The sequence below is a fragment of the Oceanipulchritudo coccoides genome, assembly GCF_010500615.1.
Taxonomy (GTDB): domain Bacteria; phylum Verrucomicrobiota; class Verrucomicrobiia; order Opitutales; family Oceanipulchritudinaceae; genus Oceanipulchritudo; species Oceanipulchritudo coccoides.
In genome coordinates this window covers 211,362-229,560 of sequence record NZ_JAAGNX010000001.1, presented here as the reverse complement: position 1 = coordinate 229,560, position 18,199 = coordinate 211,362, and the positions used below count along the sequence as shown (strand labels likewise).

The following is an 18,199-nucleotide window of genomic DNA, read 5'->3' as shown; positions in this document are numbered from 1 at the left end:
TTTCCCTCAGTTTCCACCTTGCTTATGCAAGTCATCTGCTTTGACCAGATGCGCTGGCCGTGCCAAGGCGTAGCGGTTTAATTCCTCTTGGAGAAGTGAATGGACAGCCATGACTCCATCGGATTGTTCCCTGATTCGAAGTGGTTTCTTTTCGAGTGAATCGTTTTGAAGGTCATAAAATGACCCATTGCGATACAACTTGTAGCGTTGGTTTCTTGCCCACTCCTTGGCGGGATCCGTTCCATCTCTGGAATACCAGCAATGTACGGTTGTTCGCGGACTGCCAGACAGCGCATTTAGCAGCGGGTAAAAGCTTTTCCCATCGATCTTCAAATCAGCGGGAAGCGTTGCTCCAGCCACATCGCACAGGGTTGGCAGGAAATCACTGAACTCAATCAGTTCCTTGCCGACACTCGCTTCACGGATCACCGCGGGCCAGTTGGCAATGAACGGGACGCGCGTGCCCGCATCCGTCATTTTTCCTTTGCCGCCCTTTAGCTCCTGTCCGTTGAATCGGGAAGTGATGCTTCCATGTGTTCCATTATCGCTCGTGAAAAGGATGAGCGTGTTGTCGCGAAGCCCAAGCTTCTCCAGATGTTCAGCCACCTGCCCCACCATCTTGTCCATGTAGGCAACCATGTCCTTGAAGTTGGACTTTTTGTCAGCGTCACGCGTCAGGCTGTCGGGCGTCGGTTCAAACGGTGCATGCGGCAGCAACATCGGGTAGTAACAGAAAAAGGGCTCATCTTTGTGACGCGTGATGAAATCGCGCACAAACGCATTCACCTTGTCCGGACCATATCCGCCGGATAGCTTCTCGCCCGTGTTTAGCTGAAGGCAAGCTAAGTCGTTATATCGACTCCCCTTCATCTCCAACTGCCACAGGCAATACTCATCAAAACCAAATTTCTCCAGCTGGGCAGGATCCGTTCCCAACTGCCATTTGCCGGCAATGGCGGTGGCATATCCTGCCTCCTTCATCAGCGAGCCAAAAGTTGTCGCCTGCGGATCCATAATTCCAAAATCGATGTAGTTGCGCACATTGGAAATTCCGGTCATCAGCTTGACGCGCGAGGGCGTGCATAGCGGTTGGGAATAGCAGTGCTCAAAGCGCATCCCCGTCTCGGCCAGACGATCGAGAGCGGGCGTCGAATACTCGGATTCACCATTCGCCCCAACACACTCATATCCGAGATCATCCGCCATGATCAGGATGATGTTGGGCTTAGTCGGATTGAGGTCCGCATTCCAATCCGTACCATCCGCCATGATGCTGGCATTGATTTCCAGCAGCTGTTTTTTCATCCGTTCCACCCGCTCCGGCAATTCGGCGGACAGATCATGCTCCTGGGAGGGATCGGTCTTCAGATTGAACAACTGATAGTTTTTGTAGCCACCATTTCTGATCGCTGGAATCCACGCCTCGTTGAATTTATTATCGGTGGGCAGCTCGTAATCCGGCTCAGCGAGCAGGGACCAGTCTCCGTCCCGCATCGCGACAATCGGAACGGATTTCTGAAGATGCCAGAAAAGCGGCTGGTGGCGGACAAAGGATTCGGGATTGCCCGTCAGCACGGCCGAAAGGTCGGCGCCATCCAGATGAACAGTCGGGGGATCAATTTCAAGCAACCCGCACACCGTCGGAAGCAAATCCACCAATCCGGCGGGTGTCGTTTCCACTTTGGCAGTGGAGATATGCCCCGGCCACGAGAAGATTCCGGGAACGCGGATACCGCCTTCCCAGTTCTGCCCTTTCTTGCCGCGCAGGTCACCGACCCGGTCCCTCCGCAGGCTTCCGTTGTCCGAAGCGTATATAATCAGGGTGTCTTCCGGGGCGCCGATGGTCTTCAGCTTCTCCAGAAGCCGCGCGATTGCCCGGTCGGTGTTGTCAATGGTTGCCGAATACAATGCCCCGTCCATCTCCGGGCCTCCGTAAACGGTGGTCAGCTCGTCCGGCGCGCCAAGTGGGTTATGCGGTTCATGGAACCAGATGTTCAGGAAAAAGGGTTTGTCCTGACTACGTTCATTATCCAGCCAGTGTATCGCCTCATCCACTACAAGCTGGCAGGAGTAGCCTTCCAGCTCGCCAACCTCCTCGCCATTGCGGATAAAGTTGACGGGATTCCGATGGCTTGGCTGGGCATTGTTTTCCGTCGCGAACCAATCGTCGAATCCGTGATTCGAAGGCGTCGGCTTGGCCATGGTTGAGGTAGGCTGGCCAAGATGCCATTTCCCGAAATGCGCCGTGGCATAGCCAGCCGCTTTCAACACTTCCGCCAGCGTGATTTCGCGTTCCAGCAGATGCGAGCGGTTGCTTTTGTTATCGATCCAACTGTAGACGCCCGCCCTGATATGCTGGCGCCCAGTCAAAAGGGTCGCGCGCGAAGGTGAGCAGACCGCGGCGCCTGAATAAAAATCGGTAAAGCGAATACCAGCGGCAGCCAGCCCGTCGATTGCGGGTGTCTTCACCGGTCCGCCGTAGCACTCAAGATCGGCGTAGCCGAGGTCGTCAGACAATAAAACTACCACATTGGGTTTGCTTTTTGACTTTGTCCTCTTCGTCGCAGGAAGGGTTTTTTTCAACCAGGCGACAACCTTCACGGCGTAATTGGAGCCCATTTTGCTCCATCCTCGGATGCCATGCTTTCCGCCTTTGATCGTGATGAATTCCGATGGCACTCCCGCCGATTGGAGATGCTTGAACAAAATGACTGATTGCTCATAAGGCACGCGAGAATCTTCATCGCCGTGAAGAAGCAGGAAGGGAGGCAGACCCGGGCGGACATAGGTTACGGGGGAAGCTTCGATCAACCGTTCGCGTGTTGCTGGAGTATCCTCGGAAACGCCAAAGTAATTCTTGAAGCTCGAGGACGGGTTTCCACGAGTTGCATCAAAACGGGTCATCAAATCCGATGGCCCGTAAAAGGAAACAACTGCTGCGACACGGGTGTCCCCGAGGTTGCGCGCGCCGACCTGGGAAACCAGATAGCCGCCAGCGGATTCACCGATCAAGGCAATTCGTTTGGAATCAAAGCTGTATTCGGATGCATGAGCCTTCACCCAACGGATTGCCGTCTCGACATCTTCAACGCTTCCCGGGTACTTGTGTTGCGGGGCAAGCCGGTAGTTGATGCTCACCCAGGCAAAGCCTGCCTTGTTCAGCGGTTCAAACAGAGGCTTGACCTGAATTCCCTTATCTCCCCGTTCAAATCCGCCTCCATGTACAATGATGCAAACGGGGAACGGTCCCTCCCCTTCCGGCACGGATAAATCCAATTTGAGCTCCTCCCCTGCGGCTGTGCCGTAAATCAGGTCAGATACGAATTCTGCCCGCCCGGAAGAGCTGAAAAGCAGAAGGATCAGAATGAAGGAAGGCCAATTTATCCAGACCTTATTCAATGGTAACCTCCAGATTACGGCCATTGCTGCGCACCCTTGCAAAATCATCAAATTCGGTGATCTTCTTGCCCTTGATCATCAAGTCCCTGATGACAATTCCACGCATCACATCATCGGGAGCTTGTGTCCGTCCCCCGAAGATACTCTTCCAGTTCTGGCCCATCGGCACATGTATGTTATCAAAGGTGATGTCCTCAGCGCCAATCATCTTGTTATAAACCGTTCCAGTCATTGGTGCGAACTGGAAGAGCGGATTAACAATGGTCTCAAAATAGATGTCCTTCATGACAATGTCGGCGATGTAGCCGAAACTGGCGCCCTTCCTGTCATGATTGATGCCGAGCCAGAATCCGCCACGCATCGGGTTGTATTGCACACCGGCTAAATTGCTCACCGAATACGCGCCATAGCGCCCGTCAATGACGGTGACGTTTCGAACGATCGCATGCCCGAGAGTATTGCCGTCCGAGGGCATGGAGCGGGCGAAGCAGAATGCGTTGGCATTGTTCTGCTGCCAAGCCAGCCAGCCATCGATGTCCAAGCCATTCTTAATGTAGGTCCCATCGTCCTGCTCGATACTGAAGAGGTTCCGGCGCACCATTCCCCACTGTGAGGCATCGGTGTTGCCGTGAAAACCGTACAAGGTCTTGACGTTGCGAAGCAAGGCAGGGGTACCAAAGAAATTCGCCGAGTGGAAGTGCCGACCAGTGAAGGTCAACCCCTCCAGCACACCATTGCGCCCACTCCGGTCCACAAGGATAATATAGCCGGGAATGGTTTCCTGCCCCTTGAACCAGTCCATGTTTTCGCCGGATAGAATGCCGCGACCGCGGATCGTGAAGTCTTTAATCGAACCAAGAAACTCCTTCCTGCCGCGGTTAGAAGAATCCATAAGAACAAAATCGTCGGGTTGCCGGTAACCATGCTTAAAGGCGGGAAACTCGAAAATTTCCTTGTTCATCGTGATCAGCTTGGTTCCGTAAGCATGATTTCGGGCCTTCTTCCGGTCAACTCCGAGTATCGTTCCTGCCACAAATGCATCCCCCGGAATATAAATTGTCTGCTTGCTGAAGACGGGAAAGAACAGGCCTATGTCGTGATAACCCGGCGCGAAATTGATCACCCGGTAATCAGCAAGTTTCATGCGGTTTTCCAATGTCTTGTAGTCGTCGCCGGTTTGAATTGTCAGTACTGCCGGATCGGCCGGATCGGGCACCGGATCTTCCGGGGGATTGCCAAATACAAAGAGCGGTCGGAGCCAGTCGCCATTGACGATGATGACCAGATATTGCGGATCAGACATCGTGAACGAGAAGCTTCGCCCGTTGGGCGCATAGCTCGGCTCGATCTTCAAGTGCGAGGGCATGATCAGTGCGTCTTTGACGGAAGGTGCCCGTGATTTCATCGTGACCGTTACCTCAACAGGCCCGCGATGCGTGAAATTTGCGAAATGCTCTGTCAGCATTGGTGGCGGGTTGACAAGGCGGTTTCCGGTGGTCAAAAGCGTGCCAATGTTTTCATAGACGGGCACGCTCGCCGCTGCAGTACCACTGCTTGGTTGGGCAATAGTCATCTCATAGTCCGGCGAGTGCAGTACATACATACGCGGGTCATTGACGGCCGCGTAGGTCTGCAGGAAATTCCCTTCCGGAGAGGCAATGGTCTTGATCCCCTTCAGGCTCGCGCCGGTGGCAGTGTTGCCAAATGCAGCGGATAAGGTCTTTGGAAAATTCGGATCGGCTTTTTGTTTTGCATTGGGATAAGCCACCTCGTGGGCAATTTTCCAACCCAACTTGTCACCGTCCATGTCCCGGCGCTTGTAAGTTTTCTCAGGATTGTCCACGGCTGGAACGGGCGGGTATTCACGACCGGGGGTTTTGGCCACAGGCCGGATGCCTTCTATTATGGTTCGGTCATCCAGGGAAATATTAAAAGCAGCCTGCGCAATCTTCGGCAGGAGCTTGGCAGGTTCCCCGTTGACGCGGATGTTATTAACACTGACGTCCCGAACCGCACACTCCTCACTAAACCCGAATGCGGAGACAATCAGATCAGGCGCTGAGTTCGAGGCAGTAATATTTATCTCACTGACCGTTAAATCGCTGATACTCCCAAAATAATCATCGCGCCGGTATGGCGAGAAAGCCACCGCCAGACTCAACAGGGTTGTCCGTGGTTGCTTACCCGTGTACCAGGCCTTGAAATTTCTGAACGTCAAATTGCTCAAGTTACCAAAATGCGCTTGATGCACGCCAATCAAAGTTTTCCAGTTACCTATGACGGTTAGATTCTCCACAGTGATATGGCTGAGATCGTCGAGGATGCGGTCGCCGAGATAAAACGGCGTGTCGAGTTTAAGACCGACAACCATGTTTCGATCAAAGGTTGTGTCTGAGCCAAAGGTGGTGAGGACCCGGGTATCAGACGAAACATAGCAATCCCTGACCATCGACTCCGAACCCACGCAAATACCACCAAATCCCTTCTGGAAATTGATGACTTTCACATTCTCAATCAGCGTTTTACGACCGTTGCCCATGATTGGCTGCTGCGTGGGATAAATAATCGTGATCCCCTTCACCGTTTGATTTTCAGCGGGCTCGCGATTAAAGCCGCCAAGGTAAATCGAGTTGCTCCAGAATCCAATCGGCCGGGGCAGGAAATTGTAGTTGGGTCCCTCGGCTATTTGATTGTATTCACTCGAGAGTATACCCCGTCCAAAGATCTTCACCTCTGATGCACCCTCCGTACCGGCACCTGGCGGGCAGGTAAAATAGCCGCGCACATAGGCCCCCGGTGCCAGATAAATCTGGAGGCTGGGCTTCAATGGAAAGGCATCGCCCATTTCATGCAGTCCGGGTGCAAAGTAGAGCGTTTTCTTTGATGTTGTCTCGTAGTCGTTACGCGGTGTGCAAGGCTGGATTAGAAAGGTGTCCGCGCCTTTAATGTCCGGCACATCCATCTCGGGATGCTCCGCAAATAGTGTGAGTCGGCGCGAAAGGTCATTGTTGAGAACCAACAGGTATTTGTTCCCCGCAACTGCGCTGAAACGGATTTTCTCACCCTCAACTTTGTGATCAACTGCATTGCCAAGTTCATCAATCAGAAGAATATCCTGCAGCGGCAATGGATCAGTCAGTTGTTCGAGGCTTATTAGGGCGCTTTTTTCAGTCTCAAAGGAAACCCATGATTCGCGGGCCTTGTGAATCTTCACGTTTCCAGGATCATGTACCACATTCCTGACAATAACCTTCTTTTCCCCGAGAAATTCAAAATCCGCACCGGGGAGGTATTGTTGTCTATGCTTATTCTCTGCCACAAAGAACACAAAGGCCTCCCGCCCATCCACTGTGACGACAAAGTCGCTACTGCGATCAATGCCCTCTGGCGCAGAGTAGATCTTCGTCGCAGAGGATGCGGAAGCGCTAAACAGAAAAACTGCAAGCAGACTCAAAATGGTGTTAAGGTTATTCATATAGTTCCTAAAGGAATTCATTCCCTGATGTGTTTTAGTGTTGAATTAAAAAGGTCTGATTCGAGCCTTTTTCGACCCCGAATTCCTTGATAGTATAACCAGTATCCACAACCAACGTGAATGGCGTGTTGCTGGATATTATAAGGCTGACGGGACTATCCGTCGATGTTCGCGACTCCGCGACAAGGTCAACCTCTCTCATATAGTTCGGTCCCCATTTCAAATCTCTGGCCCCGTGCTCCTCGGTCATCCGAAGGGTCCATTCAATCCGGTTTTCCGGTGCATTGGTTTGAATGCCAATGATTGTTTCGATCAAGGTGGCGATGGGCTGAACCCCGCTCCAACCAACAAAGTCAGGCCGACTTCTTTCGCCGCGTTTCCCTGGATTCTCCTGATCATAATTCTCCCATAAGGTGCCGGTCTCACGCCAGGTGGCGACCATGCCTTCCAAGCCGTTGATCGCAATCTCACGGGCGGCATCCGTGTAGCCATATTTCTGCAATCCTTTTATAACCATCGTGTTGGTGGGAACCCAAACGGCTCCTCTCCAGTAGAGACCGCCGTCGGCATCGTAACCGGGACTCTTCCGCCCGAGGGTCGGAACCATGAAGGGTGTCTTGAAGTTGGCTTCGTCAAATAAATGCGCATTCATGCTGCTGGCCTGTTCGACATCGGCGACGCCTGAAAGCAAGGCCCAGTAGGAAGCGACGGACCATGCATTGAAAGGTGTCCGGTCAGCATTGAGATCGGTGTAAAACTGATCCTGTTCTGACCACATGGTTTCATTGATGCGTGTCTTCAGGGCTAAATATTCCTTATCGAATTTTGCAGCACGTGCGTCATCACCCACCAACTTGGCGATTTGTTTCAGATGTCCCGCTACCATCGCCTGTTCGCAGGTCGAATCGATGGAAAGATCAGCCACCGGGCGATTATCCATTCCGTTATGCCAGTCAAAATTCCGATAGAGGCCGTCGGGTTCGCCGTATTGCTGCTTCAAGTAGAAGTAGAAGCGGTCAAGCTTTGGCAACACTACAGCCAGCCTGCTTTTGTCCCCGGTGTGCCGATAGTAATTGAGCTCTCCCAGCGTGAAAATTGGATTATGCACTTTGTAGCTGTGGTCGCCGGTCGTCTTCCAGACATGCGGAATACAACCGTCCGCACGCTGCTGCGCATAAAACATATCATACGCATACATCGGATCGCGAATGTCGGGATTCGCATCCTGCACATAAATCCCAAAATGGGAAATCCAGACGGTGTCCCACAACCAAACCTTGCCGGGCTTAAAGGCGGTGTCGAAAATCGTATGCCCCTCGTAGGTCATCTTTTTCAGTTCCGCAAAACGCCAGGCCTCGTAATAGAAATCCACCCATTCCGGATGGTCTTCTACGATCGGTTGCGGTAGATCTGCGCGCCAATCTTCCGGAACAGCAGCATCCACCACAGCCCAGCAACCCAGCAGCAATAGAGTTACAAAAATTGTTTTTTTCATTTGATTTTTAAAACAAAGCAACCGGTTCTGGCAAAAGCGATTTCGAGAGTACGGGTTGTTTCATTATGTTGGTAGAGTGGCGAACGACTCTATTTTTGGAACTCAATCAAACGAACAGTATGAGCCGGCATGGACAGGTGTATTCCGTCAGTTATTATCGGCACGGCTTCACCGCTCCAGAGGTCCGTTAAACGGTAGTCACCAGCAGCCAGTTCCAATTCTACCAACGACCAGGTAGTATCCACGTCTTCATCCATCCAGTTGAAGAAGCCAAAGACAATGCGATCCTCCAGCTCAAGTTTCCAAATCCGCGGGATATCTACACCGGTAAACAGGTCGAGGGGAACGGCATGCTTATGATTGGCCCACACATCGAGAACGGCTTGTTTCTTGTATAGCGCCAGTCGCTCCTTTGGAAGCGCCTCGATCCGGTCGCCGCCAAAGAGGAATCCACCCATCAGGGCCTGCAGGGTGATGTGCATACGGGACTCCTCAAAGGTGTATTGGGGCGAGGCAAAGAAGGCATCCGGATCACAGATGGCGATATGATTGTGGATGTAGTAATTCTGGGCAACGGAACGGGCGAAACGGATCAACCCTTTGTATTCACGTCCTACAAGAACGTCCCGGATTGTTCCGCTTGTCTTGCCATAGGTGATGTTGGCATAGGGTTCGTCCTTGCTGCGGACGCCCGGATGATTGATATCGTTTCCGATCCGGACGGCGTCATAGCATTCAATCGCTCCATAAAGCCAGCCCATGCTGCGGGTCACGACAAGGTCCTCCGGCAAGGCGGCTCGGATCATGCGGACGGCTTTGTTGTGTGCCTGCAGGCCGGTCATGGTCGGATCAAAACGATCAGCTTCTTCCAAACTTCCGTAGTGATGATCCCACTTCATGAAGGTCGGCTTGTAGTCTTCGACCATCTGCTTGAACTGGCCCGCCAGATACGGTGGCACATCCGGATGACTGCCGTCCAGATACATCATGCCAAGGGTCGTCATCATTTCGTCGTCATGCGGATCAATGGTTTTTTTACCGTATGGCGAGACCAGCCAGTCCGCGTGTTCTTTCCAGTAAGGATCCGTCGGATTCACCCGCAATGGGCTGATGTGCAGGCCGAACTTCAAGCCCATGTCAGTAATCTGATTGGCCACGTCTCGTATGCCGCGCAAAAATTCATCGTTTACCACATATGAACCGGGAACGGTCCACCATCCCCCGTCGAGTTGGATGTAACGGTAACCGAAATCGTAAAGCTCGTCCTTCATGGTATGCGCGGCTGTTAACATGGCGTCTGCAGAGATTGTCCGGGCGTAGGAGTGCCAGGTACTCCATCCAGGTTCTATCATTCGCATGGGTCTCCCCTGACGGACGCTTTCGCCCATGATACGGCCTACTTCAGCCAATGCCTGGGTTGGTCGCCGGTTGTCCCAGTAGCCAATCAGGATGGGATCGGTTTCCACTTTTGCTCCCGCGCGGACGAGGATTTTTTCAAGGCCCTTGGGGCTTCCACTGCGGATTGAGACATGCAGGTCGCCCAGTTTTACGTTGCGCCATTCGATGGAGGTCGGCCAAAAATCTCCCATCAGGGCGGCAATGGCAAATGTCTGGTTTGTGGCATCGTTCTGAAAGGTCGAGATCCAGGTCGCGTCACGGGGGTCCTCCCCTTTCTTGTTCGCTTTGAGCGGCTCCATCTGGTCCAGCCAGTAAATGCTTCCAGTTTTGGGAGCTTCGAGATGTTCGAGAAAGGCATTCCATTGCGTATGGGTTTCCCCGACTGAAAGATTGTGTGCCTCTCCTTTCCGGGTCAGCACGCGCACGCCACCCAGTTTGAACTCATTCGATGCCTTGAGGGATGCTGTAATGACAGCATAAGGACCCTCGGTTGCTGTCTCAATACTCAGCTCAAAGGACTCAACGGGAGCCAGACCGGAGCAAGTCAGGGTAAGTTTCCCTCCCTCCTTCGACCAGGTGTGCTGTGGAAAGGCATCCCCGTATATCCACTCCCCATTGATCTCCACGGCAAAGGTCGAGGAATCTATACGGAAATCATCACCCCACTCCAGGGAATAGGCGGCACCATCCGGTGAAACAACTGGAGGTCCCGCCCATGCGGAAAGGGTCGTGCAAATTACCAGAAGGCCAAATTGTAGTGGTTTTCTTTTCATAATTTAAAATTCTGTTAGTTGAAGGCTTTGTCGGAATCGAAAATAATACCGGCGCGGATACACACATTGAGAAAGGCGGCTGCCGACCATAGTTGATGTCCTGATCCATCGATCAGGCCGGAAGGCAGTTGGATCTTTTCGTGGAATGACCCCAAACCGGCATCCCAATCCTCTTCGTTGGCGGCTATTTTTTTGCTTTTCTCGGCCATCTTCGTGCCAAGCGAGCGCCCCAGCAGGGCTGCATTGTAGTCCACTAATGACTTGCCCGTCGCGACTTCCTTGCCCCAGAGAAAGAAGGTGCTGCAGAAAGGCCAAGTGGCTGCATTGTGCGGCCCCTTATTATCCGGTAGGAAGGGATGGATCAATGGCACGCCGCGGTCGTGGGTCGGATAGTTTGCATAGGCTCTTTTCGCGTCAGGCCCTTCGAGGATTCCAAACATCACGGCAAAGGCTGTTCCAAGGTTGTGTTGATGCGGGCTCAACTCACCATAACGGTCCTTGTAGTAAGTGACTTCCCCTCCCTCAAGCAGGAATTCATTCTGGAAAGCCGCCTTGAGGGCCTCCGCCCGCTTAAGCCACTTCACCTTTTGTTCCGGTTCCTGACTGGACATGGTGGCGGCATGGGCCATGGCCAGCATTCCTCGGTAGTACAACGCGTTCGTTGAAGCGGCCTTCATCAACACGCAATCCGCTATCGTCAGGTGCTTTGGATAGGCGGAGCTGGTAAGATCCTGAAAGATCGGCTGGCCACGGTACAGTCCGTCCGATGAATCAAACCAGGGATCGTAGAAATCCTTGAAAAACTCCTCGCCGACTGTGTAGAGCCAATTCCAATCGGCCAGTTCGGGATGTTTGGTGAATAAATCATCAGCCGCCCAGAGCCAGACAACATCGTCCGTGCGCCGCGTGTAACTGTTGGTCCGGTATTTTGCCATGATTTCCTTGTCACTCTCGGCGATTACTTCCCACGGAACTTTGATCTCTTCAACAACATGATCCTTGTCTTTGTTCTGCGATACTTTGTACCCAAGCTCCCGGCGTATTTTCCGGGTCAGCACCAGTGAATCCTTCATGATCTTCGGATAGAAAAAATTTGCGCCGAGGACTCCGGTAAGCGCGATGTCACGGGTATAGACGCGGTTCCCATAACGGCTGCCCGCACCAAAGTAGCGGATGTCGTCGGTGAGCACGATGTTGCGTTCAATATCATCCAATGCGATGGCCCACATACGCTGGGTGAAGGGCGTTGTCGCTGGCTTCAACTTCACTCCAATCTGTGGCTTAGGTGTTGGCAACTGGTCCAGGCTAATGCTCCCGACAGCATCGTGGATGGCGTCCGCGGAAAGTTTGAGAGGTCCCTTTCGATAAAGGAACAGCGCATCCTTGGCGTCGTCCCCGGGGAGGAAATTAAATTTCGCGTAGAGAGGCTTGGCATGCGCTTCCTGCATGACTTGACGAGCCTGTTCGACAAGCTCCGGATACTCTGCTGCCAGATCAATGCTTTCCTCCGGATCGGTGGGCAAGTCAAACAACTGGATTGGCCCGTCGGGATTTTTGGATACACCGAGTTGAACCGCCTTCCAATTGCCCATGCGAACCGCCAGCTTGCCTCCCCCGCCGAGAAATTCCCAGTAGAGATACTGGTGCGAGGATTGGTTTCCATTCTGCAAAAGGATTGGCGCAAATGAGAGCCCGTCGATATCATCCGGAACCGGTGCCCCGGCCAGCTCTGCCAGAGTCGGCAAAACATCCCAGAAAGCCGAGACATGGTCGGTCTCGGAGCCCGCGTCGACGCGGTCTGGAGCCCACGCAACCATCGGGACGCGGATGCCTCCCTCGTAAAGATCACGTTTGATTCCCCGGAAGGGCCCGTTGGAATCAAAATACTCAGGATCCGCCCCACCCGCGTCGTGTGGACCATTGTCAGAAGTGAAGATGATGATTGTGCGCTCCGCGATTCCCAGCTCTTCCACGAGGGCACGGATTTCCCCGACCTGTTCGTCGAGAATCTGGACCATGGCAGCAAAGGCCGCCTTGGGATCCGCTTGGGATCCATAGCCTGTTTTGCGTGAGCCCTTCTTCGCGTCGTAAGGCGTCTCTTCACCAAAATTCCCGCGAAAGCGCGCAATGTAGGCTTCGGGAGCGACCAATTCGGCATGAGGCAGGACCGAGGGAACGTAGCAAAAGAAGGGGCGGTCCTTGTTCTCACGGATAAATTTGAGCGTCTCCTCCTGGATGCGGAACGGAGCGTACACTTCCTGTTTCCCTTTCGAGTTCAATTGAACTTTTGTATTATTGTCCCAAAGGATCTGCGGATAGTAATGATGGGCATTTACCTGGTCCTTGTAGCCATAAAACACATCAAATCCCTGACGCGATGGATCGCCTTCACTGCCAGTGTAGCCAAGTCCCCACTTGCCAAACGCGCCTGTCACATACCCGGCCTCCTGCAGAACCTTCGCCACGGTCACGGTGCCCGCAGGCAGAGGCAGCTGGCCACCGGCAGGACCCTTGGAATTGTGCCGGATCGGCGTCCGGCCCGTATGCTGGCCCGTCATCAAGGTGGATCGTGAAGGCGCACAAACCGTGCTCCCTGAATAGTGCTGGTTAAAGACCATCCCATCGTTGGCAAGACGATCCAGGTGAGGTGTAGTGAATTTTTCCTGACCATTAAAACTGACGTCGGCATATCCGAGGTCGTCGGCGAGGATATAAATGATGTTCAGCTTCTCTGGGGGTTCTCCGTGGACGACGATCTGTGCCACGAAGACAAGGCAAAGGGAGAGGTATAGAGAGATTCTTGTTTTCATAAATAGAGTAGTTGCGGGCATGTTTATAAGATCTATCGGTAGGTAAGGGATTGAGCGAACAGCCACTTCATGAATTCCGGTTCCGGATCACACCGTTCGCTGCTCATCAGGGTTCTGCCATTGTCGCTTCCAGTAATCATTTTCTCGGCCACGGGGCCGCCATGCTTATCGCCTGCCCAAGTCGTAAATTTCAGGTTTCCGCCCGCCTTCACCATTTGGGTGAACAGTTTCAGTCCACCCTCATATGGACACCGTGGATCCTGATCCCCATGAAAGGCCCAGATCGGGATGTCCTTGATCAGGGAGACATCGATAAACTCATCGGTGGTCGATAATCCCGTTCCTGCAGAGGAACCAGCCGCGGCAAAATACCCGGGATCTAGTTGAAGCAGGGAATAGGTTCCATGTCCCCCCATCGAATGACCCAGGATATAGATCCGGTTGCGATCCACGGAAGGTAGTTTTGCAATGATCTCCTTGATGGCTGCCAGATGATCGGCATCCCAATGTCGTTCCGTCTGCAGCGCGAGGACATAGCAGGGATACTCGGCCCTTCGGTTCGCCTCCGCGAGCCGTTGGTTCCATCCGCGCAACTGCCTCATATTGTCCGTCCCGCGACCCCCACCGCCATGCAGGGAAACAATAACCGGATAGCGGGTTTCCGCATCGATCTTCACGGGGGACATCAGCCGGAAGGGCATCCCTTTAAACGCGCCTGGCTCATAGGATTCCATCCAACTTTCGCCAGTTTCCGCAATAGCGCTGAGACCACCAACCAGAAGAAGCCCGGCGCAAAAAATTCTGCTAAGACACATCACCATAATACCCGCCAGTATACAGTTGAAGCCAGCCATTGGTTTGCGCGGGGATGACAATTAGTTGGCTCCGCTCGCCAATCGCCAGAAAGGACAGGGGGAATCAATCCTCCCCTTCAGAATCAGCAACATACTGGCGCGGCGACTTGCCAAATTCCTTTTTGAAGGTCCGACTAAAATGGGAGGCATCCAGGATGCCGACTCGCACCATGACATCGGAGACATTGGTGATGCCTCCCTGGAAGAATTGGGCCGCCCGCTTCAACCGGATTGACCGAATAAACTGGGAGGGGGAAATCCCTGTTATTGCCCGGAGCTTACGGTAGAGCGTACGGGAGCTCATGGCCATCTGATGGGAAAACTCGTCCACGTTGAAAGTGTCGTCCTGAATGTTCTTTTCAACCACTTCAATCGCTTTGCCCAGCAACTTTTCGTCCGTCGAGGTCACGGCAATTTCTGCAGGCTCAATCTTCAACTGTTTTGTAAAACGTTCCCGCAAACGACGCCTAGTCTCCAGAACCGCATCTAGACGGGCACTCAGCAACTCGATACTAACCGGCTTGTGCAGGAATTCGTCGGCAAAGCTTTTAACCGCGACGAGTTCCGTTTCAGGCGACAGGTCTGATGTCAGGAGGATGATCGGGATGTGGCAGGTCTCGAGTTCGCCCTTGATCGCCCGGCACAGGCCCTCTCCACTCATGCCAGGCATGTGAAAGTCCGAGACAATGACTCCGGGCATGTGCTTCCCGGCCAGCTTCACCCCTTCCGCTCCGTCCTTGGCGCAAATTACCTGAAACTGTGTCTGCAACTCGGATTTTACGAAGCTGCGGAAGTCAGCATCGTCATCAACCAGAAGGACCACATCCTGTCCTCTCCCTTGATCATCATTTGCCGTGGCCTCCTCTACCTGGATCGCCAAATCCTCCTGCCGATCCTCTTTTTGAACGGGCAGACTGACTTGAAACCGCGTGCCTTCTTCACCCTTGCAGGGACTCTCAATGGCGATGGTGCCTCCCCAAGCGTTCACCAGGTCCTTTACGAGGGCGAGGCCCAATCCAGCGCCCTTCCCCCGGCTGCTATCGCGCTTGATTCGATAAAATGGCGCAAAAATCAACTTCTGGTCATCCGGGGTAATCCCGGGCCCTTCATCTGCCACTGAGAGCATCAGCACCGGTGACTCCTCCGGATCTGCTGGACTGAGGAGTTCAGCCTCCACAGTCACGGCACTTCCTTCTGGAGAGTACTTGATGGCATTGCTGATCAGGTTGTTGCAGATTTTCTGCAGCATATCGCCATCGAACAGGAAATACCCTGGACTGAGGGAGGACTGATACTCAATGCGCTGGTTTTTATCATCGCTCAGGGAGCGAATCGATTCAACTGAATCTCGCAGGAAAACGCACAGGTCTGAGGCCTCCGGATTGAAGGTCTTCTTGGAATACTCGAATTTCCTGAAATCCAGCAACTGGTCGACCAGCGAAAGGACCCGGTTGGCATTCTTCCTGGCCAAGGCCAGGTTTTGCAGGACGGCCGTGTTTTCGACCTGTTTCATGGCACTCTCGATCGGGCCGAGGACAACCGCGAGAGGCGTCCGCAACTCATGCGAAAGGTAGGTAAAAAACTGGATTTTCAACTCCTCGATCTCAAGGATGTGACGAACCCGGTTGCGAATGATCAGGGTGATCAGGAAGGCAATCAGTCCAACCGTGAAGACCATTGTGGCGATAAACCACGGCCGTTTCCAAAGGGGTGAAACGACCGCAAAGGTGTAACTGGCTGGACTGGCTGAGACATTCCAGTCCCTGTCGCGGGCACGCACATCAAAGGTATAGTCGCCCGGTTTCAAGTCGGACAGGTTGATCTGGTTTCCTGTGGCAAACGGGCTCCAGTCCGCCCCGTTGACACGGTAGGAATACTCGAGGGCATCAGCTGGTGTTTCCGACCAGAAATCAAAGCCTTCCCATTGGAAATACTGGTTGCCGTCAATGACCCTGGCTCGCGGTGTCTCTACAAGTGACACAACGGGTGGATTTCTTTCCGGAACATACCGGATGGAATAGTAGGATCCGGACTTTACCGGATCAGGGGTAGACCTGAAGAACCATGCACGCGAGGCGATATTAATCCAAAGTTCGCCATCGTCTGTCTCCTGCAGGGTGCTGGATTCACGGGTCATCTGGTCAGGGAAGGGAAAAACGGAGGTCCAGGCGGTGCCATCAAAACGAACAATTCCCTTTTGCGTGGTAACCCAGACACCGTCCCAGAAGCGGCTTGGCAGGGAATAGATGGCGCGGTTGCTCAATAAACCGTCTGACTCGGTATATACCTGCCATTCACCGGCAAGGTATCTGTAAACGCCCTTGCCCCAGGCACATAACCAAAGGGTGTTATCCGTTCCGACAGCCATATGGTCAATCCACCAACTGGGGCGCTCCAAGCCGGGCACCGGGACAATCGAAACCGCAGAATCTGTGATTTTGTTTAATCCAGGACCGGAAATGAACAGGGCCCCGTCCGGGCCCTCCCCAATGCAGGAGACACGGTAAGGCACCTCGGGAGGGAGTTGGCGTGAATAGGTGTATCCACCCTGGGCAGGCGAGTAGCGAACCAGACCACCCTCCCACTTGCTGGGAGGTGTGTGTTCGGATCCATTGCCGAAGAGGACATCGCCGCCGCTGGTTTCAAAAGCGCTCAAGTGCCCGATCCGGTAACCCATTTCATTGAAGCTGTCCCGGGTCCAGGTCTCCCCGTCAAACCGGGAGACGCAAGCTGCCATTTCATGACTTCCGGCAACCCAGATTGTCCCATCACTGGAAAAGAAGATCAAGCTGGGCGATTCCGGAATCCCGTCATCAGCGGAAAACCAGGTCCAGAGTGCCCCATCCTCGGAATTTCGCCCAACCCTGCCATCCTCCGAAATAAACCATTGCCCACCAAACCGGTCCTCCCCCTCGAAGTGCAGCCCCTTGAAACCGGAAAAGCGGCCCGAATCCAAGTTGAGGATCACGACTTTTTCACGGGGACCGCTAATCAAGAGGGATCCATCGTTGAGGGTATAAAGGAGCGGGGCCGAAGTCGGGATATCAAGAAATTCGCTATCGAGCACTTCCCAGTTATCGTTAACGTAACGATGAAGAAAGCGCCGCGCGGATATCCAGATGGACCCGTCATGACTCTCGGTTATGCCAAAACATACGTTGGATCCACCCAAACCCCTCAAATCATCAAGAATGACTTCGGAGTAGTCCCGGGTAAAATAGACTGGGGGCACCTCCGGATCCTCCGAGACAATCCATACCTTGCCTTTGGCATCCGGGAACAACTTGAATGGATATTCCGCAATCGGAATCGAAGGGCTAATGAGCTTTACGAGGTCAACATTGGCCGATCCGTCCGTGGACGTCCTGTAGACAGCCAGCCGGCCTGAATTAGATTCGGAGAGCCAAATCTCTCCAGCGGATGAAAAAGTGACGTTATCAATCCGCTCAAACAAGACTTCCACCGGCTCAATACTATTGTGACTGAACCGTAATAGGCCACCGGAGGTTCCAAGAAAAACATTTCCGTTATCATCGGTCGCAAGTTCGCTTGTTGCCACATCGGGAGCTTCAAGCGACATCAGGATTTCCATGCTGCCGTTTTTTATTCTGCCCCAATGAGATTTGGTCAGATAGTGGATATGCCCCTCATCCAGCACCGCGATAGAACGGATTTCTTCATCCTCCACATCCAGCGGGACACGCCGGGTCTTGTATCCATCATATGCATACAGACTATCTCCTCCTCCGATCCAGAGAATTCCATCGATCGACTCATCGATACTCCGTATTTGGATATCGCTCAATTGTTTCAACTCACGCCAGCGCCATTTATCGTACGCAAGATACTCCAGTTTGGGTCCCGAATCGACGACTGCCCAGGCATGGCTCCCGAGAAGTAGCAGCCATGTAAGGAGCTTGAGAATCCGGGAGCTGGAACGGAATACTTTCAGCCAATCTGGATCGAAGGCACTAGGAAACATACAAGCCGATTGA

7 protein-coding genes are annotated in these 18,199 nt (G+C 53.3%); all 7 read right to left on the bottom strand.

Features of this window, described 5'->3' with window-relative positions; genetic code table 11:
• Window positions 1–6 precede the first annotated feature (6 nt).
• The 7 genes from G0Q06_RS00880 to G0Q06_RS00850 all read right to left on the bottom strand — a co-directional run bounded on the left by G0Q06_RS00880 (window position 7) and on the right by G0Q06_RS00850 (window position 18,186).
• A complete protein-coding gene (locus G0Q06_RS00880; protein WP_163961519.1) occupies window positions 7–3,423 on the bottom strand; it encodes a sulfatase-like hydrolase/transferase in 3,417 nt (1,138 codons plus the stop codon).
• Window positions 3,392–6,874: a glycoside hydrolase family protein gene (locus G0Q06_RS00875; protein ID WP_163961517.1), complete on the bottom strand. Its 3,483-nt coding sequence runs from the start codon at window positions 6,872–6,874 to the stop codon at window positions 3,392–3,394. The genes G0Q06_RS00880 and G0Q06_RS00875 overlap by 32 nt, the downstream gene beginning before the upstream one ends.
• 34 nt (window positions 6,875–6,908) lie before the next feature.
• Window positions 6,909–8,369: an MGH1-like glycoside hydrolase domain-containing protein gene (locus G0Q06_RS00870; RefSeq protein ID WP_163961515.1), complete on the bottom strand. Its 1,461-nt coding sequence runs from the start codon at window positions 8,367–8,369 to the stop codon at window positions 6,909–6,911.
• A gap of 89 nt (window positions 8,370–8,458) precedes the next feature.
• Window positions 8,459–10,540, bottom strand: coding sequence for an alpha-galactosidase (locus tag G0Q06_RS00865; RefSeq protein ID WP_163961513.1), 2,082 nt, complete (start codon window positions 10,538–10,540; stop codon window positions 8,459–8,461).
• A gap of 14 nt (window positions 10,541–10,554) precedes the next feature.
• On the bottom strand, window positions 10,555–13,350 hold the full coding sequence (locus G0Q06_RS00860; protein ID WP_163961511.1) for a sulfatase-like hydrolase/transferase: 2,796 nt from the start codon (window positions 13,348–13,350) through the stop codon (window positions 10,555–10,557).
• Between the two features lie 32 nt (window positions 13,351–13,382).
• Window positions 13,383–14,051, bottom strand: a complete 669-nt coding sequence (locus G0Q06_RS00855; RefSeq protein WP_163961509.1) for a carboxylesterase family protein — start codon at window positions 14,049–14,051, stop codon at window positions 13,383–13,385.
• 217 nt (window positions 14,052–14,268) lie between these two features.
• A complete protein-coding gene (locus G0Q06_RS00850; protein ID WP_163961508.1) occupies window positions 14,269–18,186 on the bottom strand; it encodes a hybrid sensor histidine kinase/response regulator transcription factor in 3,918 nt (1,305 codons plus the stop codon).
• Window positions 18,187–18,199 lie beyond the last annotated feature (13 nt).